The 23,807-nt window shown below is 73.3% G+C and carries 19 protein-coding genes; 9 read left to right on the forward strand and 10 right to left on the reverse strand.

Going from position 1 to position 23,807, the window contains the following annotated elements; all coding sequences use genetic code 11:
- The first annotated feature begins 21 nt into the window (after window positions 1–21).
- Window positions 22–822, forward strand: coding sequence for an alpha/beta hydrolase (locus SM793_RS03395; RefSeq protein ID WP_320436465.1), 801 nt, complete (start codon window positions 22–24; stop codon window positions 820–822).
- Window positions 819–1,139: a hypothetical protein gene (locus SM793_RS03400; protein WP_053649243.1), complete on the forward strand. Its 321-nt coding sequence runs from the start codon at window positions 819–821 to the stop codon at window positions 1,137–1,139. Before SM793_RS03395 ends, SM793_RS03400 begins: the two co-directional genes overlap by 4 nt.
- An 85-nt stretch (window positions 1,140–1,224) precedes the next feature.
- On the opposite strand, the gene SM793_RS03405 is transcribed toward SM793_RS03400, so the two are convergent.
- The 3 genes from SM793_RS03405 to mce form a co-directional block, all read right to left on the reverse strand.
- Window positions 1,225–2,154 (reverse strand): cellulose-binding protein, encoded by a 930-nt coding sequence (locus tag SM793_RS03405; protein ID WP_030302799.1) that lies wholly within the window; start codon window positions 2,152–2,154, stop codon window positions 1,225–1,227.
- Between the two features lie 107 nt (window positions 2,155–2,261).
- Window positions 2,262–6,851 carry a hypothetical protein gene (locus tag SM793_RS03410; protein WP_320436466.1) on the reverse strand — a complete coding sequence of 1,530 codons (4,590 nt, stop codon included), beginning with the start codon at window positions 6,849–6,851 and terminating at the stop codon, window positions 2,262–2,264.
- 556 nt (window positions 6,852–7,407) lie between these two features.
- Window positions 7,408–7,851 (reverse strand): methylmalonyl-CoA epimerase, encoded by a 444-nt coding sequence (gene mce, locus SM793_RS03415; RefSeq protein WP_320436467.1) that lies wholly within the window; start codon window positions 7,849–7,851, stop codon window positions 7,408–7,410.
- A gap of 254 nt (window positions 7,852–8,105) precedes the next feature.
- On the opposite strand from mce, the gene SM793_RS03420 reads away from it, so the two are divergent.
- A complete protein-coding gene (locus tag SM793_RS03420; protein ID WP_320436468.1) occupies window positions 8,106–9,299 on the forward strand; it encodes an acetyl-CoA C-acetyltransferase in 1,194 nt (397 codons plus the stop codon).
- 86 nt (window positions 9,300–9,385) lie between these two features.
- A complete protein-coding gene (gene meaB / locus SM793_RS03425) occupies window positions 9,386–10,342 on the forward strand; it encodes a methylmalonyl Co-A mutase-associated GTPase MeaB (RefSeq protein ID WP_320436469.1) in 957 nt (318 codons plus the stop codon).
- A 96-nt stretch (window positions 10,343–10,438) separates the two neighbouring features.
- On the opposite strand, the gene SM793_RS03430 is transcribed toward meaB, so the two are convergent.
- The 4 genes from SM793_RS03430 to SM793_RS03445 form a co-directional block, all read right to left on the reverse strand.
- Window positions 10,439–10,963 carry a MarR family winged helix-turn-helix transcriptional regulator gene (locus tag SM793_RS03430; protein WP_320436470.1) on the reverse strand — a complete coding sequence of 175 codons (525 nt, stop codon included), beginning with the start codon at window positions 10,961–10,963 and terminating at the stop codon, window positions 10,439–10,441.
- Between the two features lie 145 nt (window positions 10,964–11,108).
- Complete coding sequence (locus SM793_RS03435) at window positions 11,109–11,921, reverse strand: AIM24 family protein (RefSeq protein ID WP_320436554.1); 813 nt, start codon at window positions 11,919–11,921, stop codon at window positions 11,109–11,111.
- A gap of 263 nt (window positions 11,922–12,184) precedes the next feature.
- Entirely contained in the window at window positions 12,185–12,835 is a 651-nt protein-coding gene (locus tag SM793_RS03440; protein ID WP_320436471.1) for an AIM24 family protein, read from the reverse strand.
- Window positions 12,835–13,473 carry an AIM24 family protein gene (locus SM793_RS03445; protein ID WP_320436472.1) on the reverse strand — a complete coding sequence of 213 codons (639 nt, stop codon included), beginning with the start codon at window positions 13,471–13,473 and terminating at the stop codon, window positions 12,835–12,837. The genes SM793_RS03440 and SM793_RS03445 overlap by 1 nt, the downstream gene beginning before the upstream one ends.
- A 196-nt stretch (window positions 13,474–13,669) precedes the next feature.
- Here SM793_RS03445 and SM793_RS03450 point away from each other — a divergent pair, with 196 nt between their 5' ends.
- Entirely contained in the window at window positions 13,670–13,993 is a 324-nt protein-coding gene (locus SM793_RS03450; RefSeq protein WP_320436555.1) for a DUF3817 domain-containing protein, read from the forward strand.
- A 140-nt stretch (window positions 13,994–14,133) separates the two neighbouring features.
- Here SM793_RS03450 and SM793_RS03455 read toward each other — a convergent pair whose 3' ends face one another.
- Together SM793_RS03455 and SM793_RS03460 are read right to left on the reverse strand one after the other, a co-directional pair.
- The gene (locus SM793_RS03455) at window positions 14,134–15,741 is read right to left on the reverse strand and encodes a M4 family metallopeptidase (protein ID WP_320436473.1); all 1,608 of its coding nucleotides are present in this window, start codon (window positions 15,739–15,741) and stop codon (window positions 14,134–14,136) included.
- Between the two features lie 404 nt (window positions 15,742–16,145).
- Entirely contained in the window at window positions 16,146–17,783 is a 1,638-nt protein-coding gene (locus SM793_RS03460; RefSeq protein WP_320436474.1) for a M4 family metallopeptidase, read from the reverse strand.
- A 501-nt stretch (window positions 17,784–18,284) separates the two neighbouring features.
- Between SM793_RS03460 and SM793_RS03465 the strand changes: the two genes are divergently transcribed.
- From SM793_RS03465 to SM793_RS03475, 3 genes are all read left to right on the forward strand, one after another.
- Window positions 18,285–18,824 (forward strand): MarR family transcriptional regulator, encoded by a 540-nt coding sequence (locus SM793_RS03465; protein ID WP_320436475.1) that lies wholly within the window; start codon window positions 18,285–18,287, stop codon window positions 18,822–18,824.
- 75 nt (window positions 18,825–18,899) lie between these two features.
- Window positions 18,900–19,241 carry a DUF3817 domain-containing protein gene (locus tag SM793_RS03470; RefSeq protein ID WP_320436476.1) on the forward strand — a complete coding sequence of 114 codons (342 nt, stop codon included), beginning with the start codon at window positions 18,900–18,902 and terminating at the stop codon, window positions 19,239–19,241.
- A gap of 220 nt (window positions 19,242–19,461) precedes the next feature.
- Window positions 19,462–21,147, forward strand: a complete 1,686-nt coding sequence (locus SM793_RS03475) for a methylmalonyl-CoA mutase (protein WP_320436477.1) — start codon at window positions 19,462–19,464, stop codon at window positions 21,145–21,147.
- 70 nt (window positions 21,148–21,217) lie between these two features.
- On the opposite strand, the gene SM793_RS03480 is transcribed toward SM793_RS03475, so the two are convergent.
- Window positions 21,218–21,952, reverse strand: a complete 735-nt coding sequence (locus tag SM793_RS03480; protein WP_413815865.1) for a TetR/AcrR family transcriptional regulator — start codon at window positions 21,950–21,952, stop codon at window positions 21,218–21,220.
- Window positions 21,953–22,316: 364 nt separating this feature from the next.
- Between SM793_RS03480 and trxA the strand changes: the two genes are divergently transcribed.
- Window positions 22,317–23,312, forward strand: coding sequence for a thioredoxin (trxA, locus tag SM793_RS03485; RefSeq protein WP_320436478.1), 996 nt, complete (start codon window positions 22,317–22,319; stop codon window positions 23,310–23,312).
- Window positions 23,313–23,807: the final 495 nt, after the last annotated feature.

A 23,807-nucleotide genomic window follows, 5' to 3' on the forward strand; every position in this document is an offset into this window, starting at 1 on the left:
GCACCGGAATACGGTGGCCCCATGACCCAGCTCCCCTCCGCAGTGTCGGTCCGCGAGAGCGGTACCGGAACTCCCCTCGTGCTGCTGCACGCCTTTCCGCTCAGTGCCGCCATGTGGTCCGCCCAACTGGAGGCGCTGCCCGGTCCGACCGGGGACCGGGCCCGGGTGATGGCCCCGGACCAGCGCGGCTTCGGCGGTGCCGGGCTGGGCTCCGAGGAGCCCTCGCTGGACACCGTCGCCGACGACGTCGCCCGGCTGCTGGACGCCGCCGGGATCGACCGGACGGTGCTCGGCGGGCTCTCCATGGGCGGCTACGTGGCGCTGGCCTTCGCCGAGCGCCACCCCGACCGGCTGGCGGGCCTGCTGCTGGCCAACACCAAGGCCACCGCCGACCCCGGGCCGGCCAGGGCCAACCGGGAGCGGATCGCCGCCGCGGTGCTGGCCCGGGACAGCGTCCGGCTGCTGCTCGACGAGCGGACGGCGGCCGTCCAGCTCGGGCCGGACTCCCAGCACCTGGTGGACCGGGTGGAGGGGATGATCGCCGCCGCCCCGCCGGCCACCGTCGCCTGGGCGCAGCGGGCCATGGCGGCCCGCCCGGAGCGGCTGGACGTCCTGGCCGGGGTGCGGGTGCCGGCCGCGGTGCTGGCGGGCGCGGAGGACGCGCTGATGCCCGTCACCGAGGCCGAGGCGATGGCGCGGGCCCTGCCGGACGCCGAGCTGACCGTGCTGCCCGGGGTGGGCCACCTGAGCGCGATCGAGGCGCCGGCGGCCTTCGACGCGGTCGTGCGCCGGCTGCTGGAGCGGGTGGTGGCGGCGGGATGAGGGAGGAACGTGCGGAGGCCGGCGGCTGGGACTTCTCCGCGTTGGAGGTGACCGGCCGGATCCCGTTGACCAACCGGGGCGAGGGGCTGCTCGAACTGACCCTGGAGCCGCTGGGGGAGGACTACTGGATGCGGCCGGGGGAGACGTTCATCGTCACCTCGTACGGCGACTACGGACCGGGGCACCCGTTCGAGGTGCAGTACTGGCCGGACTCGGTGTCGGTCTGGTGCACCTCGTGGTTCGGCACCGTCTCGGACGACGAGGGCAACCAGCTGAGCCACGGTCACCAGCGGCCGGACGGCGCCTACCCGCGCTAGGAAGCCGGACGGCGCCTACCCGCGCTGCGAAGCCCGACGGCCCCCGCCCGGGAGGGGCGGGGGCCGTCGGGCTTCGCGGATCGCGTCAGCGCGACTGCTGGGCGGGCACGCCCATGGTGTCGTCGTTCGGCAGCGAGGCGGCGGCCACGGCCGCGCCGGTCAGCGTCGCCAGCATCTCGCGGACGTTGGTCAGCTGGGCGTTGATGCTGTCGCGGCGGTTGGTGAGCGCCGCCAGCTCGCGCTCGGACTCGCTGCGGATGCGGTCGGCCTTGGCGTTGGCGTCGGCCACGATGTCCTCGGACTGGCGCTGGGCCGTCTCGACGGTCTGGCGGGCGCGGCGCTCGGCGTCGGTGCGCAGCTTCTCGGCCTCCAGGCGCAGCTGCTCGGCCCGGTGCTCGATCTCGGCCAGCCGCTTCTCGGCCTTGGCCTGACGGGCGGCCAGGTCGCGCTCGGACTGCTCGCGGCGCTTCGCCAGGTTGGTCTCGAACTCCAGCGCGGCCTGGGCGGCCTTGGTGCGGGTCTCCTCGAAGAGGGCGTCCGCCTCCTCACGCTTGTTCTGCGCGTCCTTGTTGGCCTCGGCGCGCAGCTGGGCGGAGTCGCTCTTGGCCTTGTCGACGATCCGCAGACCCTCGTCCTCCGCCTTGGCCTTGCGGTCCTTGGCGTAGTTCTCGGCCTCGGTGCGGACCTGCTGGGCGGCGGCCTCGGCGAGCTCGCGGTGCTGCTCGGCGGCGCGGTGCGCCTCCTCGCGCAGGTCCTTGGCCTCCTCCTCGGCGAGGCGCAGGATCTTCTCGACCCGGGCGCCGAGACCGGCGTACGACGGCTCCGCCTCGGCGACCGCCGCCTGGGCGGTCTGGGTCTCCAGGTGGAGCTCCTCGATGCGCTTCTCGAGGGCGCTGATCCGGGTCAGGGCACTGTCACGGTCGGCCACCAGCTTGGTGATCCGCTCGTCGACCTGGGCGCGCTCGTACCCACGGCGCACCAGGTCGAAGCCGTGAGGGGAGTGACTGTCGCTCATGGGGTTCTGGGCTTCCTGTCGTCAAACCGCTGAGGTGGTTGAGGGAATCCTGACACGGTACCGGAGTGTCGGCGGCGAAACGCCGTTGTCCTGCGGACAATGTCCGCTCAATCGGGTGGTGCGCTCTTGGAGCGATTGCCACCCGATCGGGGAGAGCCAATTCCGGCACCGGCCTTGGCACCCCCGTCCTTCTTGGTACTTCCCCCGTTTGCCTGTGCGACCGGTGACGGTGCCTCGAAAGCCTCCAGCGCGGACAGCACGTCCTGCACCCTGGAGATCTCGGTGTTGATGTCCTTGCGCCGGCGCACCAGTTCGTCCAGCTCGCGCCGGCCCTCGTCGGTGACCCGCTGCGCCTCGGCCCTGGCCTCGGCGAGCAGCCGCTCGGCCTCCGCCCGGGCGAGTTCGACCTGCTCGTCCGCGGTCCGGTCGGCGGCCCGCAGCCGCTTCTCGGCCTCGGCGGCGGCCGACTCCAGCCGCTCCTCCGCCTCGTCCTGGGCGGTCTTCAGCTTGGCCTCGGCCTTGATGATCAGGGCCTCGGCGCGGTCGGTGGAGCTGGCGAGCTTGGTCTCGGCCTCCTTGAGCAGACTCTCGGCCTTGCGGACGGCGGACAGCCGGACCTTGCTGGCCTCGCTCGACGCCTGCGAGGTCAGCTCGTTGGCGCGGTCCTCGGCGCCCGCGACCAGCGCCGCCGCCCGGTCCTCGGCCTCGGCGACGGTGGCGACCGCCTGCTCCTCGGCCTCGGTCAGCTGGTCCTGGGCGGCCGTCACCAGGGCGTCCACCCGCTCGCCGGCCGACTTCATGGCCTGCGCGTTCTCCTTGCGGGCGCGCTCGTGCAGGGCCTCGACCTCGGCGTCGGTGCGCTCGCGCAGTTCCTCGGCGCGCTCGCGGATCGCGGTGGCGTCCCGGCGGGCCTCGGAGAGCAGCGCGTCGGCGTCCGAGCGGCCCTTCTCGACGGCCTCCTGCCCGGCGGCCTCGCCGGCCGCGACCAGCCGGTCGGCCTCCTTGCGGGCGGCGGCGACCATCGCGTCGGCCTGCTCCTCGGCGGCGGCGGTGGTGGCCAGCGCGGTGGTGCGGGCGTCCTCGCCGAGCGACTCGGCGTCCGCGAAGGCCTTCTCCAGTACGGACTTGGCGTGCTCGCGGGTGGACCTGTCGAACTGCTCGGCGGCCTCGCGGGTGTCCGCGTCGTAGGCGTCGGCGCGGGCGTGGGTGTCGGCGTCGTAGGCGTCGGCGAGGGTGCGGGTGGCGAGCGCGTACTCCTCGGCCTCGGCCCGCAGGGCGGCGGCGAACTCCTCCGCCTCGGCGATACCGGCGGCGGCCCGGTCCTCGCCGGCGGCCACCGTCCGGGCGGCCAGCTCCTCGGCCTCGGCGCGCTGCCGCTCGGCGGCCTCCTGGGCGGCCCGCAGGGTGTCCTCCGCCTCGGCGCGCAGCTGCTCGTCCCAGGCCAGGGCCTCGGCCCGGTGCCGGGCCAGCTCGGCCTCGACGGCCTCGCGTTCGGCGGCCAGTTCCAGCTCGGTCTGCTCGCGCAGCGCGGTCGTCTCGGCGTCGGTGCGGGCCCGCAGGTCGGCGGTGTCCTGCTCGGCGGTCGCGCGCAGCTCCGCCACCTCGTGCTCGACCGCGGCCCGCAGCTCGGCGGTCTCGCGGTCGGCCAGCGCCCGCAGTTCGGTGGTCTCCCGGTCGGCGGTGTCGCGCAGTTCGGCGGCGGCCCGTTCGGCCTGCTCGCGGTGTTCCGCGGACTCCCGCTCGGCGGTGGCCCGGAGTTCGGCGATCTGCTGCGAGGCGGTCTCGTGCAGCCCGGCCACCGCCTGGCGGATCCCGGCGGCCTCCTCCTCGGCGGCCTCGACCAGTGCGGCGGCCTCGGTCCTGGCCCCGGCGACCAGTTCCTCGGCGTCGCGGCGGGCCTGCTCCAGCTCCTCGCCGGCCTCGGCCCGGATCGCCCCGGCCGTGGCCCGGGCCTCGGACAGCTCGCGGCCGGCCTCGGCACGGACCGTCGCGGCCTGCTCGTCGGCCAGGGTCCGCTCGGCCTCGGCCCGCTCGCGCAGCTCCGCCGCGGCCGCCTCGGCCTCGGCCCGGAGCCGGGTGGTCTCGGTGGTGGTGCGTTCGGTGAGGTCGGCGGCGGCGGTCTCGGCCTCGGTGCGGACGCGTTCGGCGTGGGCGTCGGCGGCCTCGCGGACGGCGGCGGCCTCGGCGGCGGTGCGCCCGGCCAGCTCCTCCGCAGCGGCCTCGGCCTCGGTCCGGAGCTGTTCGGCGGCGGCCTCGGCCTCGGCCCGGAGCTGCTCGGCGGCGGTTTCCGCGGCCTCCAGGGCCCGCTCGGCCTCGGCCTGGAGCCGGTCGGTCTCGGTGGTGGTGCGTTCGGTGAGGTCGGCGGCGGCGGTCTCGGCCTCGGTGCGGACGCGTTCGGCGTGGGCGTCGGCGGCCTCGCGGACGGCGGCGGCCTCCGCGGCGGTGCGCCCGGCCAGCTCCTCCGCGGCGGCCTCGGCCTGCTCGCGCGCGGCCTTGGCGGCGGCCAGCTGCTCGGCGGTCTCCTCGCGCTCCCGGAGCAGCCCGGCGGCGGCCTCCTCGCGCTCGCGGCGGCTCTCCTCGCGCAGCGCCTCGGCGGCGGCCTCGGCCTCGGCCCGGGTGCGGGCGGTCTCGGTGTCGGTCTCGGTGCGCAGCCGCTCGGCGGCGCCGGCGGCGGCCTCCCGGACGGCGTTCGCCTCGGCCTGGGCGTCGGCCCGCAGGGCCTGCGCGGCGGCGTTCGCGCCGTCCCGCAGCTGCTGGTCGAACTCGATGGCCGCGCGGCGCAGTTCGGCGGTCTCCCGCTCGGCGGCGGAGCGGTTCTCGGCAGCCGCGGCCTTGGCGGCGGTGAGTGCGTCCTGGCCCTGCTGCTCGGCCGTGGCGGTGATCCTCGCGGCCTCGGCGCGGGCCCGTTCCAGGGTCTGCTCGGCCCGCCCCTGGGTCGCGGCGGCCTGCTCCTCGGCCTGCTCGCGCAGCCGCTCGATCTCGGCGGCGGCGCCGGAGCGCAGCTCGTCCGCGTCGGACTTGGCGGTGGTGAGGAGTTCCTCGGCGGTCTTCGCCGACTCCTCGATCTGCACCACGGCCTGCCGGCGGGCCTCGCCGCGCACCCGCTCCGCCTCGGCGGCGGCCTGGGCGCGCAGTTCCTCCGCCTCGGCGCGCAGCCGGGCGGCCTCGTCCTGCATCTCCTGGATCCGCTCGCGGATCGCGGCGGCGTCGTCCATGGCGGCGTTCTGGGCGGCCTCGACCGCGGCCCGGGCCTGCTCGCGCAGCCGCTCGGCCTCGGCGGCGGCCTCGGCCCGGATCCGCTCGGCCTCGGCGGTCGCCCCGGTGCGGGTGGCCTCGGAGTCCCGGCCGGCTCGGTCGAGCATCTCCTCGGCGTTCTTGGCGGCCTTGGCCAGGTGGGCGGCGGCCTCCGCGGCGCCGGCCGCCCGGCCGGCCTCCTCGGCCTCGCCGCGCAGCCGCTCGGCGGCGCTCTCGGCCTGGGCCCGCATCTCGGCGACGTCCCGCTCGGCCCGCGCCCGCATCTCGGCGATCGCGGCCTCGGCCTCGGAGCGCAGCTGGCCGGCCACCGACTCGGCGGTGGCGCGCAGCCGCTCGCTCTCCTCGGCGGCGGCGGCCTTGGCGGCGTCCGCCTCGGCCTTGCGGGTGGCGGCCTGCTCGCGGATCGCGTCGGCCTCCTTGGTGGCCTGCGCGACCATCCGGGCGACCTCGGCGCGGGCGGTCCGGGAACGCTGCTCGCTGGCGGCCTCGCCGTCGGCGACCCGCCGCTCGGCGGTGGCCTCCGCCTCGGCCTGGAGCAGTTCGGCGGCGGCCTCGGTCCTGGCGCGCAGTTCGGCGGCCTCCTGCCGGGCCCGCTCGGCCTCGGCGGCGACCTCGGCGCGCAGGCGTGCTATCTCCGCCTGGGCGTGGGACAGCTGCTGCTCGGCGCGGGCCTGCTCGGCGGCCGCGACCTCGGTGAGCCGGCCGATCTCGGCGCGGGCGGCGGCCAGCTCCTGCTCGGCGGTGGCGTGCGCGACGGCGAGCTGCAGCTGGGCCTCGCCGCGGGCGGCGTCCACATCGGCGGCGGCCTGGGCACCGGCCTGCTGGGCCTGCTCGGAGGCGGCCCGCAGCAGTCGCTCGGCGTCGTTCTGGGCGCGGTGGAGGGCGGCCTCGGCGGCGGCCTGGGCCTCGCCGCGGGCGGCGTCCACGTCGGCGGCGGTCTGCGCGCGGGCCTGGTCGGCGAGGGCGGCGGCCTCGGCGCGGGCCGCGGCCATCAGCCGGTCGGCCTCGCCGCGGGCCTCCTGGAGCAGGCGCTGGGCCTCCTGCTCGGTGCCGGCGCGGGCCTGCTCGGCCCAGCTGACGTTCTCGTTGACGTGCTGCTCGGCGCTGCGCCGCAGCTCGGCGAGCTCGTCCTCCAGCTGGCGGCGGCGGGCGGCCAGCTCGGCCTCCAGCCGGGCGGTGCGCTCGGCGGTCTCGGCCATGATCCGCTGGGTCGCGGCCTGGGACTCGCGCAGCTGGCGCTCGGCGTCGGCGCGCAGCTGCTGGGCCTGCATCTCGGCTGTGCGGAGCAGCTGCTCGGCCTGGCCGGAGACGGCGTCGAAGGCGCGCGGCTGGGCGAGCATCCGGCGGGATTCGTGCAGCTTGGCCCGGAGCACCTCCACCTGGTAGGCGAGGTCCTCGGCATGCTCGACTGACTTGTCCCGCTCCTTCCGAGTCCGATCCATCTCGGCCTCGAACTGGGAGAGGTGATCGTCAACCTCGTAGCGGTCGTAGCCCCGCACTCCGCGGTCCCATCCATCTCCTGGTCGCGTCCTCGACCCGGCCGGTCCGCTCCCGAGGATTCGGGCGCCGTTCCGACTGGTCCTTGCATCGCGGACGTCCGGACGCCCCCGTCATACCGGGAACGTCCGCCGCGTCGTCGGAGTCCGGGGCGTGGGAGCGCGGTCGATCCGCATTCCCCCGTCCGGGTGGACTCCTGGGCGAACTCTTGCCTTGTGGAGAATGGTGACAGATCCGTCTTGCGACTGTTCAGCCGTGCCCGCGAAGTGGACTCCCCTGCGACGGGCCTCCCACCGGGGCGGACGGGCCTGTCTTCGGCCGTGCCCGTCGTCTCCGTCCCCCGGAGTCTTCGCGCACCTGGGCATTGTAGTGGGAGCGTGTGGCGGGGGAACGGTCGCGTGGGGGTTTTCCGGCCCGACAGGTGAGGTTACCGGCCGGTCATGGCCGTGGCGGGGCCCCGGAGACCCGGGCGCCGCACGGCGGCGGCACCCGGGGGAGGGGTCAGTGGTCCTCCTGCGCGCCCGTCCCGGCGGCGGTGACCAGCTCGGTCAGCACCCCGCCGCAGTCCTTGGGGTGCAGGAAGGTGATCCGCGAGCCCATCGAGCCGGTCCGCGGCTCGTCGTAGAGCACCCGGACGCCCTTGGCGCGGATCTCCTCGGAGTCGGCGTCGACGTCGGCGGTGCCGAAGGCGATGTGGTGGACGCCCTCGCCGTTCTTGGCCAGCCACTTGCCGACCGGGGAGTCCTCCCGGACCGGCTCCAGCAGCTGGAGGTAGGAGGCGCCGCCGTCGCCGGTGTCGTTGATCCTGAGCATGGCCTCGCGGACCCCCTGCTCCTCGTTGACCTCGCTGTGGAACACCTCGAAGCCGTAGGTGGCGCGGTAGAACTCGACCGTCTTGTCGAGGTCTCGGCAGGCGATACCGATGTGGTCGATGCGGGTGAGCACGGATGGCCTCCGGTGAGGGGTGGGCGCGACAGGACGGCAACAGTGCAGCGCATGGCGGTCGGCGGCGCCACCGATCGGGGTGCGAGTCTGCTCACACGGGCCCGGCAGGGTTCACCCGCGCCGGGTCGGCACGGTGTTGACCGGGCCGTGCCAGTGCGCTCGATCACACCATGGGTCCGGTGACGGGCGGGTAACAGGTCAGTAGATTGAGCGCGATCCTCCACCTGGCCACGACGTGCGAAGGGGCTCGTCCCATGACCAACACCACCTCTGTGATCGTCGCCGGGGCACGCACCCCGATGGGCCGCCTGCTCGGCTCCCTGAAGGGCTTCTCCGGCGCGGAACTCGGCGCCTTCGCCATCAAGGCCGCGCTGGAGCGGTCCGGCATCACCGGCGACCAGGTCCAGTACGTGATCATGGGCCAGGTCCTCCAGGCCGGCGCCGGCCAGATCCCGGCCCGCCAGGCCGCCGTCAAGGCCGGCATCCCGATGAGCGTCCCGGCGCTCACCATCAACAAGGTCTGCCTCTCCGGCCTGGACGCCATCGCGCTGGCCGACCAGCTGATCCGGGCCGGCGAGTTCGACATCGTGGTGGCCGGTGGCCAGGAGTCGATGACCAACGCCCCGCACCTGCTGCCGAAGTCCCGCGAGGGCTACAAGTACGGCGCGATCGAGCTGCTCGACGCGATGGCCCACGACGGCCTGACCGACGCCTACGAGAACATCCCGATGGGCGAGTCCACCGAGAAGCACAACGCCCGGCTCGGCATCCCGCGCGAGGCCCAGGACGAGATCGCCGCCGCCTCGCACCAGCGCGCGGCCAAGGCCCAGGCCGACGGCGTCTTCGACGCCGAGATCGTCCCGGTGGAGATCCCGCAGCGCAGGGGCGAGCCGGTCGTGTTCGGCCAGGACGAGGGCATCCGCGCCGACACCACGGTCGAGGGCCTGGCCCGGCTGCGCCCGGCGTTCGCCAAGGACGGCACCATCACCGCCGGCACCTCCTCGCAGATCTCGGACGGCGCCGCCGCCGTGGTCGTGATGAGCAAGGCCAAGGCCGAGGAGCTGGGCCTGAGCTGGATCGCCGAGATCGGCGCGCACGGCAACGTCGCGGGCCCGGACAACTCGCTGCAGTCGCAGCCGTCCAACGCGATCAGGCACGCGGTGGCCAAGGAGGGCATCGCGGTCGAGGACCTCGACCTGATCGAGATCAACGAGGCCTTCGCCGCCGTCGCCCACCAGTCGACCAAGGACCTCGGCGTCTCCCCGGAGATCGTCAACGTCAACGGCGGCGCGATCGCGCTGGGTCACCCGATCGGGATGTCCGGCGCCCGGGTCGTGCTGCACCTCGCGCTGGAGCTGAAGCGCCGCGGCGGCGGCATCGGCGCGGCCGCGCTCTGCGGCGGCGGCGGTCAGGGTGACGCGCTGATCGTGCGGGTCCCGAAGGCCTGACCCGCACCGGCCCACCGACCGAACCACACCGGGGCTGCGCACCGCCACAAGCGGGGCGCGGCCCTTCGGCGCAAGGAGACCCACCCATGATCGATGTGCCGACCCTGGTCGAGCAGGCCCGGCAGGGCCGTCCGCGGGCCGTCGCCCGCCTGATCTCACTGGTCGAGAACGCCGCACCGGAGCTGCGCGAGGTGATGGCCGCGCTGGCGCCGTACACCGGGCACGCCTACACGGTCGGGCTGACCGGCTCGCCGGGCGTGGGCAAGTCCACCTCCACCTCGGCGCTGGTCTCCGCCTACCGGCGGCTGGGCAAGCGGGTCGGCGTGCTGGCGGTCGACCCGTCCTCGCCGTTCTCCGGCGGGGCGCTGCTCGGCGACCGGGTCCGGATGCAGGACCACGCCACCGACCCCGAGGTGTTCATCCGCTCGATGGCCACCCGGGGCCACCTGGGCGGTCTGTCCTGGGCCGCCCCGCAGGCGCTGCGGGTGCTGGACGCGGCCGGCTGCGACGTGATCCTGGTCGAGACCGTGGGCGTCGGCCAGTCCGAGGTGGAGATCGCCGCGCAGGCCGACACCGCGGTGGTGCTGCTGGCCCCCGGGATGGGCGACGGCATCCAGGCCGCCAAGGCCGGGATCCTGGAGATCGGCGACCTGTTCGTGGTCAACAAGGCCGACCGGGACGGCGCCGACGCCACCGCCAGGGAGCTGAACCACATGCTGGGCCTCGGCGAGGCCCGCGAGGCGGGGGCCTGGCGCCCGCCGATCGTGAAGACCGTGGCGGCCCGGGGCGAGGGCGTGGACGAGGTGGTGGAGGCGCTGGAGAAGCACCGCGCCTGGCTGGAGGAGCACGGCGAGCTGGCGGTGCGGCGCCGCCGCCGGGCCGCCCAGGAGATCGAGGCGATCGCGCTGGCCGCGCTGCGCGCCCGGATCGGCGACCTGCACGGCGACCGGCAGCTGGCCGCGCTGGCCGAGAAGGTGGTGGCCGGCGAGCTGGACCCGTACGGCGCGTCCGACCAGCTGGTGGCGGGCCTGACCACGAGCTGAGCCGGCCCGGGGCCGCGGCCGGTACCACCGCCGGGGGTGCCGGCCGCGGTGACCGGCCGGTGCCGGCCGCGCGGGACCGGCTGCGGCGAGGGCTGCTCAGCCGCGTCCGCGCAGGCCGCGCAGGTGCTCGGCGACCGGGGCGAGCGCCTCGTACATCGCGTCGAGCTGCTCGGGGGTGAAGCGGTCGATGAAGTGGGCCCGGACGCTGCGCACGTGGTCGGGCGCGACCCGCTGCATGGTCTCCCAGCCCTGCTCGGTGAGGTTGGCGTAGAGGCCGCGGCGGTCGCCGGGGCACTCCTGGCGCAGCACCAGGCCGGCGTTCTCCATGCGGGTGATCTGGTGCGAGAGCCGGCTCTTCGACTGGAGGGTCGCGGTGGCCAGGTCGGTCATCCGCAGCCGCCGCTCGGGCGCCTCGGAGAGCACGACCAGGATCTCGTAGTCGTTGATCGCCAGGTTGTGCGGCTGGAGCTCGCGGCTCAGCTGGTACTCCAGCAGCTTGGCGACCTCCAGGTGGGCGCGCCACAGCCGCTGCTCCCGGACGGTCAGCCAGGGGGTCTCCTCCTCGGGCCCTCCGGGCTGCGGGGCCGGGGCGTCTGCCGGGTCGACGGTGTGCGTGTCCATGGCCCTACGATAGCGCACTTAGTTCAATGTTGTACGACTTTACCGGCGTTCACACGGCGACGGGCGTCGCGATCCGGCCGCGGGCGCCGCGCGGGGGGCGCGGTGCCCGCGGCCGGATCGGCGAGCGAGCGAGCGAGCGGGCGGGTCAGAGCCCGAAGCGCCGCCCGAGGTCGCCCAGGTTACCGAGGCCGGGCACGTTCACGTTCGGCAGCTGGCCGCCCTGGCCGGCGCCGTGCTGGCCCGGTACCCCGCCCATCGGCACCCCGGCCTCGGCGTGCACCTGGCCGACGGCGCGCTCGGCCATCAGCACCTCGCTGGACTGGAGCAGCACCTGGCCGGCGCCGATGAACTCGAACTGGTGCTCCTCGCCGGAGGCCCCGCCCAGCCCGGTGAGCCGGCGCAGGCCGCCGATCACGCCGTGCATGTAGTCGTGGTCGTAGTGGTGGCACGGCGCCGGGCAGTCCGCCCAGCCGACCAGCGCCTGCGGGTCCACCCGGATCGGCGGCTCGACGAAGTGCACCGGCCCGTTCGAGGCGGCGACGAACTTGCCGCTGCCGATCAGGGTCAGGAAGCCCGGGATGATCGACTGCTTGAGCCGCAGGGTGGGCTCGTACGCCAGCAGGTTCCCCGAGCGGACCGTCAGGTTCCCCTCCTCCAGGTCGTAGGAGTTGAGGTCGAAGGCCCGGTCGGCCAGCAGCAGCTTGCCGCGGCCCTCGGCGACCACCCAGTCCGCCGCGTGCATCGGCGAGTTGAAGTGCTGCCCGAGCATCCGGTCGATCGCCCCGGCGCCCACGCCCTTGAAGGAGATGTCGCCGTAGTAGGCGATCATCTTGCCCTTCTGCAGGAAGTACGAGCCGTTGAGGTCCACCGAGAAGGTGTACGGGTTGACGTTGTCGTCGGACGGCAGACTGTGCACGTCGTGGACGACCGGACCGGTGCCGTCCTGCGCCTTGGGCAGCGGGGCCTGCGCGCCGCCGTACTGCTCCTGGGCGTACTGCTGCGGCGGCTGGGCCGGGTAGCCCTGCGGCGGGGGCGGCGGGTAGCCGCCCTGCTGCGGGTAGCCCTGCGGGGGGTAGGGCTGCTGGCCCTGCTGGGGGTAGCCCTGCGGCGGGTATCCGGGCGGCGGGGCGGCGGGGTATCCGGGCTGGGTCGGCTGGCCGTACGGGGGCTGGCCGTACGGGTCCTGGGGCTGCCCGTACGGGGGCTGCGGCGGGTAGGACATCAGAGCTTCTCCTCGCTCGCCTGCACGTACACCGTGCCGTGCCCGGACAGCTCCAGCTGGAACGCCTCGCCGGAGCCGCGGCCGATCATGTCGCGCCATCCCAGCGCGGTCGACAGCTTGTTCTGGACCTGGCCGCGGTGCGCGACATAGGCCTGCGGGTCGACGTGCACCGGCTGGTTCGGGGTGATCGGCAGCTCGAAGACGCCGCCGTGCGCCATCACCGCGACCGCGCCGTGGCCGTCCAGCTTGGTGGTGAACAGGCCCTGGCCGGTCACCTGGCCGCGGACCATGCCCATCACGCCGCCCTGCGAGCCCATGAACATGGTGGACTGCTGCAGCGAGCCCTCGAAGGCGAGCAGCCGGTCGGCCTCGACGTACAGGGTGTCGCCGGTCAGGTCGATCACCTGCACATGGTGGCCGCCGTGGCCGAACAGCACGGTGCCCTGGCCGTCGACGGTCATCAGCGGGGTGTCCTCGTTGGCCACCCGGCGGCCGATCATCGACATGACGCCGCCCTGGCCGCCGGTGATGTTCGGCGTGAACCGCACCTCGCCGGTGTACGCCAGCATCGCGCCGCGCTGGCTGAACAGCCGCTGGCCCGGCACGACCCGGGCCTCGATCATCTTGCTGTTGATCTTCGTGAACGCCATCAGACGTCGCCCCCGACGGTCAGCTTCTCGGAGGGCTGCACGTAGACCAGCCCCTCGCCGGTGAACTCCACCTGGACGGCCTCGCCGCCGCCCTCGCCGATGAAGGTGCTCCAGCCGGCGCCGGACTTGATGGAGCGGTTGAGGTTGCCGGTGTGCGCCACGTACGCGCCGGGGTCGACCCGCAGCGGCATGCCCTGGGACACCCGGAGGATGACCGCCGGTCCCTTCGAGGTGACGGCGGCCCAGCCGTGCCCCTCCACCTTGGTGGTGAAGAGGCCGTTGCCGGAGGAGACGCCGTTCAGGCCGGTGAAGCTGGTACCGGTCTTGAGCGTGCCCTCGGTGCAGAGCAGATTGTCGGACTCGACGTAGAGCGTCTCGCCGTTCAGCCGTACCAGGTTGATCTCGGTGGCCTGGTCGGCGAAGTAGCAGGTGCCCTGTCCTTTCACCTCCATGACCGTCATCTGCTCGCCGGTGAGCCGACGGGTCACCATGCCGCGGATGCCGTCACCGCCACCGCTGAGCTTCTTGAAGTTCATCTGGCCGGTGTACGCGACCATCGAACCGTTCTTGGCCTTCACGAGGTCGCCGGTCATGTCGACGGCGAGCGTCTTGGACCCCTGGAGTCGAAACTGTGCCACCGCCGCAATGTAGCGGTCGACGGGCCGGGCCGGGGAGGGGGAGGCGGTGTTCTGGTACGCGTCCGGTACAAAGCGGCCGCCCGGACTCCGGTCCCCGCACCCCGGGGGCGGGTTCGGACATGTGCTCGGTGATAATGGGGCGGATGCTTGTGAGCCGGTTCACAAGCGATCTCCGAGCCCCCGTATCGAGGTACCCATCGTGAACAGCAGCGCCGTCCACCGCCTGCGCCTGGTCTCCGGCCCCGAAGGGGTCTCCTTCCTGCTCCTGCTGCTGTGCTCGGTGCTCAAGCGCACCACCAGCTTCAACGGCGTGCCGGTGATGGGCATGGTCCACGGGATCCTGTTCATCCTCTACGTGGTCTTCTGGATCATGGCCTGGCAGTCGCAGAAGTGGGACGTCAAGCGCGGCGCCGTGATGTTCGTCCTGTCGGTGCTGCCCGGCGGGGGCTTCGTGGCCGAGCGGATGCTCGCCAAGGAGGAGCGCGCCGGGGCCGCGGCCGCGGTGCCGGCCGCGGCCTGACCGGGCCCGCGCGACTGTCCCGGCGCCCGGCGCCCGTCGCAGTCCCGGCGCCCGTCGCCCGACGCCGACAGGCTGCCGGGGCCCCCTCTCCCAGTGGGCCCCGGCAGCCTGTCGCTTTTCCGGGAGTGGTCCGGTCCCTACTAGTTGACGTTCACCGCGCTCCAGGCCGCGGCCACCGTGTTGTACTCCGCGCTGCCCGCGCCGTAGAGGTCCCTGGCGGCGCTCAGGGTCCCGGTGCGGGCGGCCTTGTAGTTGGTGCTGGAGGTGAAGTAGGTCGTCAGCGCGCGGTACCAGATCGCGGCGGCCTTGTCGCGGCCGATGCCGGTGACCGTAGAGCCGTTGGACGTCGGGCTGTTGTAGCTGACGCCGTTGATCACCTTCGCGCCGCTGCCCTCGGCCAGCAGGTAGAAGAAGTGGTTGGCGACACCCGAGGAGTAGTGGACGTCGACGTTGCCGACCCCGGAGTACCAGGCGTCCTTGGACGAGCCGTCCTTGGAGGGCTTGTCCATGTAGCGCAGCGGCTGACCGTTGCCGAAGATGTTGATCTTCTCGCCGATCAGGTAGTCCGGCACGTCCGAGGGCAGGTTGGCGTACCACTCGACCATGGTGCCGAAGATGTCCGAGGTGGCCTCGTTGAGGCCGCCGGACTCGCCGGAGTAGGTGAGGTTGGCGGTCGCCGCCGTGACGCCGTGGCTCATCTCGTGGCCGGCCACGTCGACGGCGGTCAGCGGGTTGGCGTTGTTGGTGCCGTCGCCGTACGTCATGCAGAAGCAGGAGTCCTGCCAGAAGGCGTTGACATAGGCGTTGCCGTAGTGCACGCGGTTGCTGGCGCCGACGCCGTTGTTCTTGATGCCGTTCCGGTTGAACCTGGCCTTGTAGTAGTCCCAGGTGGCGCCGGTGCCGAACTGCGCGTCGACCGCGGCGGACTGGGTGTCCGAGGCGGTGCCGTTGCCCCAGTTGTTGTCCGCGTCGGTGTACAGCGCGTTGCCGCTCTTGGCGTTGCCGGTCCACTGGTTGCCGCGGGACCCGTCCTTGAGCTGGTACGTGGAGCCGCTCAGGGTGGTGGTCAGGGTCACCGTCCCGACGTGCACGCCCTTGCCGGTGCCGGTGGCGGTCTGCACCTCCTCGTGGGTGGAGAGCAGCTGGCCGGTGGCGGCGTCGGTGACCAGTCGCTGGCTGCTCGGGGTGCCGTCGGCGCGCTCGCCGTGGACCACGGTCTGGTACGCCAGTCGCGGGCTGCCGTCGCCCGCCCAGACCACCAGGGCCGGGCTGCTCGCGCCGTCGACCCGGGTGACCGGGGACGCGTCCTCGTCGGCCGGGGCGATGCCGACGGTGGCCCGGACCGAGTCGACGGCCTGGGTGGAGGCGGTGCCGGCGGAGAGCGCCGGGGTGAGGCTCGGCAGCGCGAGCCGGCCGTCGAAGGCGCGGTCCACCGAGGCGATGGTGCCGTTGGCCTTCTGGTGCACGACGAGGTCGCCGCCCAGCACCGGCAGGCCGGCGTAGGTCCGGTCGTAGCGCAGGTGGCGGGTGCCGTTGGCGTCCACGATCGCGTCCTTGACGACCAGCTGCTCCTGGCCGCCGAGGGCGAGCGCCTTCGCCACCGGCGCGGCCTGCTGGCCGGCCAGGGCGACGAGCGCCTCGCGCTGCTGGACGGGGGCGGCGTGGGCGGGGGCGGCGGCGACCTGGATGGCGCCGGCCAGCAGTGCGGAGGCGGAGAGTACGGCGCCGGCTGTCAGCTTTCGCTTCACGTGCGGGTTCCTTCCACGAAACCGCGGGTGCGCGGTCACGCCGCGTACCGGGGCGCCGGGGTTGGCGCCTTGGGGCGGTAGGGCGTTGACGTGCTGCTCCGTGCGGCCTGACGGTCCGTCGGTGGGTGGGGCGACGGACGTCCGGACGGGGCTTGGACAGAAGCATGACAAGTCAGTCCGCTGAACAACAGGGAGCCGTCGGGCATTGGCCAGGGTTCGCCACCGACCGAACGGGTGGTGGCCGTGCGACGGTTGTGCCGGTTGTCCGCTTTCGTCCGGTGGCGGGATCCCGCCAACGGCGGCCCTTGTCGGCCTCCGCCGGCCTTGCTACGCGGGCGGGGAAAAGACGGACGTCCGGGGCCTCCCCTCCCAGTGAGGGCCCCGGACGTCCGTCGGACCGCGCGTCAGTTGACGTTGACGCCGCTCCACGCGGCCGCGACCGCGTTGTACTCGGCGCTGCCGGCGCCGTAGAGGTCCTGGGCGGCGCTCAGGGTGCCGGTCCGGGCCGCCTTGTAGTTGGTGGTCGAGGTGAAGTAGACCGTCAGCGCGCGGTACCAGATCGCCGCGGCCTTGTCGCGGCCGATGCCGGTGAGCGTCGAGCCGTTGGAGGTCGGGCTGTTGTAGGCGACACCGTTGATGGTCTTCGCGCCACTGCCCTCGGCCAGCAGGTAGAAGAAGTGGTTGCCGACACCCGAGGAGTAGTGGACGTCCAGGCTGCCGACGCCCGACGACCAGGAGTCGGCCGAGCCGCCGTCCTTGGAGGGCTTGTCCATGTAGCGCAGCGGCGTGCCGTTGCCGTTGAGGTCGATCTCCTCGCCGATCAGGTAGTCCGGCACGTCGGTGGCGAGGTTGGCGGAGAACTCGACCATGGTGCCGAAGATGTCCGAGGTGGCCTCGTTGAGGCCGCCGGACTCGCCCGAGTAGTTCAGCCCGGCGGTGGCGGAGGTGACGCCGTGGGTCATCTCGTGGCCGGCCACGTCGATCTCGGTCAGCGGGTGGGTGTTGCTCGCGCCGTCACCGTACGACATGCAGAAGCACTGGTCGCTCCAGAACGCGTTCACGTAGTTCTTGCCGTAGTGAACGCGGCTGGTGGCGCCGACGCCGTTGTTCTTGATGCCGTTGCGGCCGAAGGTGTTCTTGTAGAAGTCCCAGGTGGCCGCCGCGCCGAACTGCGCGTCCACCGCGGCCGACTGGCCGCTGGCGACGGTGCCGTCGCCCCAGGCGTTGTCCGCGTCGGTGTACAGCGTGCCCGAGCCGGAGGTCCGGTTCCTGAAGTCGACGGTGGACTGGCCGCCGCGGGAGGCGTCCTTCAGCGAGTAGCCGCCGGTGGCGGTGGAGGTGGTCAGCGGGACGCTGCCGACGAAGACGCCCTTGCCGGTGCCGGTGGCGGTCTGCACCTGCTCGTGGGTGGAGAGCACCTGGCCGGTGGCGGCGTCGGTGACCAGCAGCTGGCTGCTCGGGGTGCCGTCGGCGCGGACGCCCTCGACGGTGGTCCGGTACGCCAGGCGCGGGTTGCCGTCGGCGGCCCAGACGACCAGCTGGGCGGCGCCGGCCTGGCGCACCTCGGTCAGCGGGGACTCGTCCTTGTCGGCGGCGATGCCGACGGTGGACTGCACCGCGCCGGAGGCCTGGGCGGCGGCCTTGTCGGCCGGGATCGCCGGGGTCAGGCTCGGCACCGCGATCTGCGCGGTGACGGCCTTGTCCACGGCCGCGACGGAGCCGCCGGCGGTCTGGTGCACGACCAGGTCGCCGCCCAGCACCGGGAGTCCGGCGTAGGTGCGCTCGAAGCGGAGGTGGCGGGTGCCGTCGGCGTCCACCACGGCGTCCTTGGCCACCAGGGTCTCCCGGCCGCCGAGCCCGAGGGCCTTGGTCAGCGGGCCGGCCTCGCCGTTCGCCAGGGCGATCAGGCCGGCGCGGTGCTCGGCGGCCTGGGCCTGGACCGAGGGGGTGGGCGTGGCCTGGGCGGCGGTGCTCACCTGGATGACGCCGGTGAGGAGGGCGGTGGCGGAGAGTACGGCGCCGGCTGCGAGCTTTCGCTTCACGTACAGGTCCTTCCGGAAAACCGCGTGTGTGCGGGCGCGCCGCGCTCCGAGGTGCCGGGGGTGGCACCTGAGGGGCGGAACGGGCGCTGACGTGCTGCTCCGTGCGGTCCACGGCGGTCACCGGTGAGTGGGGCGGTGGCCACCGGACGGGGCTGGCCGAAAGCATGACAATCGAACAAGTGAAATGACAGGTCTTGTTCATGGATTGGCCAGGTCTCGCCAATGCGGCGGAACGTGAACAGAGTGAGGAAAGGGGCGAATCCCCCGGCCCCGCCAGGGGTTCCGGTCCGAACCGACGCCCGGTAGCGGCGCGGATGCCGCCCGCGGGCCGCCCGGGGCCCGCCCGCCCCGGCCGGCGAAACGGTTGGTACGCGTTCACACCCCCGCAACGTGCTGGTACGGACCTGACGGACCCGCTGGCGGGATCCCGCCACGTGTCGCGCTTGTCCATCCCTCAGGACGCCTGGTAGCACCGGCCGCTCCCGCCGGTACGGTTGGCGGGTGGCCAAGCCCCTCGCACTCGACTTCGACCCGATCGCCCGTGCCGACGAGCTGTGGACCCGCCGCTGGGGAGCCGTCCCCGCGATGGCGGCGATCACCTCGATCATGCGGGCCCATCAGATCCTGCTCTCCCGTGTGGACGCGGTGCTCAAGCCGTACGGGCTGACCTTCGCCCGCTACGAGGCGCTGGTCCTGCTCACCTTCAGCCGGACCGGAGAGCTGTCGCTCTCCAAGATCGGCGAGCGTCTGATGGTCCACCCGACCAGCGTCACCAACACCGTCGACCGTCTGGAGCGGGCCGGGCTGGTCGCCCGCCGCCCCAATCCGCTGGACGGCCGCGGCGTGCTCGCCACGATCACCGACCGCGGGCGCGAGGTCGTCGAGGGGGCCACCGGGGAGCTCATGGCGATGGACTTCGGTCTCGAGGAGTTCGACGCCGGGCAGTGCCGCGAGGTGTTCGACCTGCTGCGCCCGCTGCGGGTGGCGGCCGGCGACTTCGCCGAGTTGCCGGGCGAGGGGCCTGCGCCGGGCGGGGCGTGAGGGCGGCTACCCTCGTGGGAGCGGTGCGCGGATCAGGACGTACCCCCCGATGCTGACTGGCGAGGCGATGTAGAGATGAAGGCGACCCCCCTGCTGGGCTGGTACCGCGCGCTGGCCGTTGCGACCGGTGTGGCGCTGCTGGTCTTCTGCGGTTTCATGGTCGCGAAGTACGGCTTCCACGCGGCCGAGGATGTGACCACCTATGTCGCGATGCTGCACGGCTACCTCTACATCGGGTACTTCGTGGTGACCTTCCTGCTCGGCCAGAAGCTCAAGTGGCCGCTGGGGCGGATGGTCTTCTTCCTGGCCGCCGGCTGCATCCCGTTCGCCTCCTTCGTGGCCGAGCGCAAGGTGGTCGCCGAGGCGGCCGCCGGGCCGGCCGCCGCTGACGCCGCGCGCCAGCCGGCCGGTGTCTGAGCGGAACCGCCGCCGACCGCCGCGCAGGAAGCCGTCGAGTTCGTCGAGTTCGTCGAGGGCGCTCTTCCCCGTCCGGGGGAGGGCGCCCTTTCGCATGCTCCCGGTGCGCTTGGCCGGGTGTCCGTCGACAAATAGTAGGACGTCCGAGTAAATTGGTAGGACGTCCTAATAGCTGTGCCGCCCGTTGCTGTGGCGGCCGTACGGAGCGGAGTTCGGGGTCATGGACGCCGAGGAGATCGAGCGCGGACGGCAGCGCTGGCAGCAGCGGTACGACAGCGCCCGCAAGCGGGACGCGGACTTCACCACCCTCTCCGGGGACGAGGTCGAGCCGGTCTACGGCCCGGCCCCCGGGCAGCCCGTCGAGGGCTTCGAGCGGATCGGCTGGCCCGGGGAGTACCCGTACACCCGCGGCCTGCACGCGACCGGCTACCGGGGCCGGACGTGGACCATCCGCCAGTTCGCCGGCTTCGGCAACGCCGAGCAGACCAACGAGCGCTACCGGATGATCCTGGAGGCGGGCGGCGGCGGCCTCTCGGTGGCCTTCGACATGCCCACCCTGATGGGCTACGACTCGGACGACGCGCGTTCGCTCGGCGAGGTCGGCCACTGCGGCGTGGCGATCGACTCGGCCGCCGACATGGAGGTGCTGTTCCGCGGCATCCCGCTCGGCGAGGTCACCACCTCGATGACGATCAGCGGCCCGGCCGTGCCGATCTTCTGCATGTACCTGGTCGCCGCCGAGCGGCAGGGCGTCGACCCGGCCGTGCTCAACGGCACCCTGCAGACCGACATCTTCAAGGAGTACATCGCCCAGAAGGAGTGGCTCTTCGCACCCGAGCCGCACCTGCGCCTGATCGGCGACCTGATGGCCCACTGCGCCGAGGGCATCCCGGCCTACAAGCCGCTGTCGGTCTCCGGCTACCACATCCGCGAGGCCGGGGCGACGGCCGCGCAGGAGCTCGCGTACACCCTGGCCGACGGCTTCGCCTACGTCGAGCTGGGCCTCTCCCGGGGCCTGGACGTGGACGTCTTCGCGCCCGGCCTGTCGTTCTTCTTCGACGCGCACCTCGACTTCTTCGAGGAGATCGCCAAGTTCCGCGCCGCCCGGCGGATCTGGGCCCGCTGGATGCGCGAGCGGTTCGGCGCCAAGACCGACAAGGCCCAGTGGCTGCGGTTCCACACCCAGACCGCCGGCGTCTCGCTCACCGCGCAGCAGCCGTACAACAACGTGGTCCGCACCGCCGTCGAGGCGCTCTCGGCGGTGCTCGGCGGCACCAACTCGCTGCACACCAACGCCCTGGACGAGACCCTGGCGCTGCCCTCCGAGCAGGCCGCCGAGATCGCCCTGCGCACCCAGCAGGTGCTGATGGAGGAGACCGGCATCACCAATGTGGCCGACCCGCTGGGCGGTTCCTGGTACGTCGAGGCGATGACCGACCGGATCGAGCAGCAGGCCGAGGAGATCTTCCGGAAGATCCTGGACAAGGGCCGCGAGGACCACCCGATCGGTCCGATCACCTCCGGCATCCTGCGCGGGATCGAGGACGGCTGGTTCACCGGTGAGATCGCCGAGGCGGCCTTCCAGTACCAGCAGTCGGTGGAGAAGGGCGAGAAGCGGGTCGTCGGCGTCAACTGCCACCCGCGCAGCGTCACCCCCGAGCTGGAGATCCTCCGGGTCAGCCACGAGGTGGAGCGGGAGCAGGTCCGGGTGCTGGGCGCCCGTCGGGCGGCCAGGGACGAGGCCGCGGTCCGGGCCGGGCTGGACGCGATGCTGGCCGCCGCGCGCTCCGGCGCGTCGATGATCCCGCCGATGCTGGACGCGGTGCGCGCCGAGGCGACCCTCGGCGAGATCTGCAACGCCCTGCGCGAGGAGTGGGGCATCTACCGGGAGACCGCCCGGTTCTAGCCCGGAGGACGGTCGGGCCGTCCGGTGCCCTCGGGCGCCGGACGGCCCTTCGGCGTGCCTCCGGCCGCCGTCAGTCGCCGAGCAGGCTCGGGAACGGGCCGAGCAGCAGACCGGTGAACCGGCGGGTCCACTCCGGGGTGATCGGTTCGCCGCTGACCAGCACCCGGTGCTCGACCGTCCCGGCGATGGTGTCGAAGATGATGTCTATCTCCTCGCGGGCGCTGGCCTCGTCGCAGTCCGGGGCCAGCTCGCCCCGGGTCTGGGCGGCGGACCGGCCCTGCCGCACCAGCCGCTTCTGCGGATCGACGATCGCCTCCCGGATCCGCCGCCGCAGCTGGCGGTCGCGGGTGCCCTCGGCGAACAGGGCGAGCAGCGCGGCCTGGGTCTCCGGGCGGGCCAGCAGATCGGCGAACTGGGTCACCACCGCCTCGATGTCGGCCCGCAGGCTGCCGAGGTCGGGCATCACCAGCTCGTCGAAGAGGCTCGCGACGGCGTCGACCACCAGCTCGTTCTTGGACGGCCAGCGCCGGTACAGGGTGGTCTTGGCGACCCCGGCCCTGGTCGCGACGTGGCCCATGGTCAGTCCGCCCCAGCCGAGTTCGGCGAGGGTCTCGCGGGTGGCGTCCAGGATGGCGCGGTCGGCGGCGGCGCTGCGCGGCCGCCCCTTGGCCCGGGCGGCGCCCCCCTCGGGGGCCTCCGGGGAGCGGGTGGGGGCCGGGGGTCCGGCGCCCCGAGGGGCGTCCTGGAGGGCCTCGGCCGGGCGGACCTCGTGCGGCGGGGTCGCGGGTGGCTGGGGGGCCGGCACCGGGCCTCCTTGCGATTTACCGGTAAGTAACTTGGGTGGGACCGGTAACGGTAGCGACTCCTCCGCACCCAGGTCAGCGGGGGCGCCCGGGAAAGTGGCCCAGCTCACGTCGGGGGACTGCCGGAAGGGGTTGCGGCGGGTGGCCCCGATCCAGTTACGCTACGACTCGTAGCGAAAGCGACGACCAGGCGCCGCGTCCCGGTGGGACGGGAGCGGCGCGGGCGCGGATGGGGATCCGCGCCGAACGGTTCAGGCTACTCGGAAGTGGGTCCGCCGCTTCGGGAATCGGGACCGCGCAGCCCGCGCGGGGCGTTTTCCGGGAGGTTGGTGCCCGCCGGCGGCGCGAGCGGGGGAGGATAGTGCCATGCAGCCACGGAATTCTCGTCTCAACAGTGCCGCCCTGCGTGGCGCGGTCGACCTCGCCGCAGTGAAGGCAGCCGGCGAGGCTGCCCAGAAGGCCGAGCAGGCCAGGGCCGAGCGGGCCCGCCAGTCGGCCGCCGCCGAGGAGGCCGGGGTCGCCCCGGCCGGGGCCGGCTACGAGCTCGTCATCGACGTCACCGAGGACACCTTCGAGACCGAGGTCGTCCAGCGGTCCACCGAGGTGCCGGTGGTCGTCGACTTCTGGGCCGAGTGGTGCGGGCCCTGCAAGCAGCTCAGTCCGATCCTGGAGCGCCTGGCCGAGGAGTACGCCGGCCGGATCGTGCTCGCCAAGATCGATGTGGACGCCAACCAGCTGATCGCCCAGCAGTTCGGCATCCAGGGCATCCCGGCCGTGATGGCCGTGGTGGCCGGCCAGTTGGTGCCGCTGTTCCAGGGCGCCGAGAACGAGGCCAACGTCCGCAAGGTGCTGGACCAGCTGATCCTGGTCGCCGAGCAGCGCTTCGGCATCGTCGGCGGCGCCGGTGCTCCGGCCGAGGGCTTCGAGGCCGCCGCCCCGCAGCGGCCGGAGGACCCGGCGCTCTCCGCCGCCCACGACGCCCTGGACCGGGGCGACCTGGCCGGCGCCGTCCAGGCCTACCGGAACGTGCTGGTCGAGCAGCCGGGCAACACCGAGGCCAGGCTCGGCCTGGCCCAGGCGCAGCTGCTGCACCGGGTCGAGGGGCTGGACCCGCAGGCGGTCAGGGCGGCCGCGGCCGCCGACCCGAAGGACGTCGTGGCCCAGCTGGCGGCGGCCGACCTGGACCTGGTCGGCGGGCATGTCGAGGACGCCTTCGGCCGGCTGGTGGTGACGGTCGGCAGGACCTTCGGCGAGGACCGGGACGCGGTCCGGCTGCGGCTGCTGGAGCTGTTCGAGGTGATCGGCACCGAGGACCCGCGGGTCTCCGAGGCACGTAAGGCACTGGCCCGGGTGCTGTTCTGAGCCGGCGTTCCAAGTCCGGCCGGTGACACGGCGGATGACCTGCGGTGCCGCCTGGTGATTTGGCGACAATCCGGTCATCGCGTCTGAGGTTTACCAAATCTTGACAACACCCGTGGACGGTCACGCCACGTGACCGTCCACGGGTGTTTCGCTGATGTTTCCGAGGGATTTCGCCCTCACGAATCCTCCATTTCGTCACTCTGCGTGTTTTCTCGGCCGATTCCATGATCGTTTCGGCTCGTATGGGATTACCCGTCAGTAATGCGACCTCTTGTGCTCAGCCCGGGATTCGAGCAGCATCGGCACGCCCGGTCCCCACGATTCGACCTCCGCCGGCAGCCGGTCGGCGGACCCGACGTAGGGGATCCCCACCGGGCTGCCGACGGCCTTGCCGTCGGCGAGAAGGCAGGGGGGTGTCCGCTCCCACAGCGGTTCCTGTCCTTCGTAAGGCCGCGCTGCCCGCGCGGTCACTGGTTGTCGCTCGGGGGGATCGCC

The sequence above is a fragment of the Kitasatospora purpeofusca genome, assembly GCF_034043715.1.
GTDB classification, from domain to species: Bacteria; Actinomycetota; Actinomycetes; order Streptomycetales; family Streptomycetaceae; genus Kitasatospora; species Kitasatospora purpeofusca_A.

Excerpts from the sequence above, each read along its gene's own strand:
- SM793_RS03395 (WP_320436465.1), top strand. The coding sequence starts at position 22 with ATGACCCAGCTCCCCTCCGCAGTGTCGGTCCGCGAGAGCGGTACCGGA.
- SM793_RS03400 (WP_053649243.1), top strand. The coding sequence starts at position 819 with ATGAGGGAGGAACGTGCGGAGGCCGGCGGCTGGGACTTCTCCGCGTTG.
- SM793_RS03405 (WP_030302799.1), bottom strand. The coding sequence starts at position 2,154 with ATGAGCGACAGTCACTCCCCTCACGGCTTCGACCTGGTGCGCCGTGGG.
- SM793_RS03410 (WP_320436466.1), bottom strand. The coding sequence starts at position 6,851 with ATGGATCGGACTCGGAAGGAGCGGGACAAGTCAGTCGAGCATGCCGAG.
- SM793_RS03420 (WP_320436468.1), top strand. The coding sequence starts at position 8,106 with ATGACCAACACCACCTCTGTGATCGTCGCCGGGGCACGCACCCCGATG.
- meaB (WP_320436469.1), top strand. The coding sequence starts at position 9,386 with ATGATCGATGTGCCGACCCTGGTCGAGCAGGCCCGGCAGGGCCGTCCG.
- SM793_RS03430 (WP_320436470.1), bottom strand. The coding sequence starts at position 10,963 with ATGGACACGCACACCGTCGACCCGGCAGACGCCCCGGCCCCGCAGCCC.
- SM793_RS03440 (WP_320436471.1), bottom strand. The coding sequence starts at position 12,835 with ATGGCGTTCACGAAGATCAACAGCAAGATGATCGAGGCCCGGGTCGTG.
- SM793_RS03470 (WP_320436476.1), top strand. The coding sequence starts at position 18,900 with ATGAAGGCGACCCCCCTGCTGGGCTGGTACCGCGCGCTGGCCGTTGCG.
- SM793_RS03475 (WP_320436477.1), top strand. The coding sequence starts at position 19,462 with ATGGACGCCGAGGAGATCGAGCGCGGACGGCAGCGCTGGCAGCAGCGG.
- trxA (WP_320436478.1), top strand. The coding sequence starts at position 22,317 with ATGCAGCCACGGAATTCTCGTCTCAACAGTGCCGCCCTGCGTGGCGCG.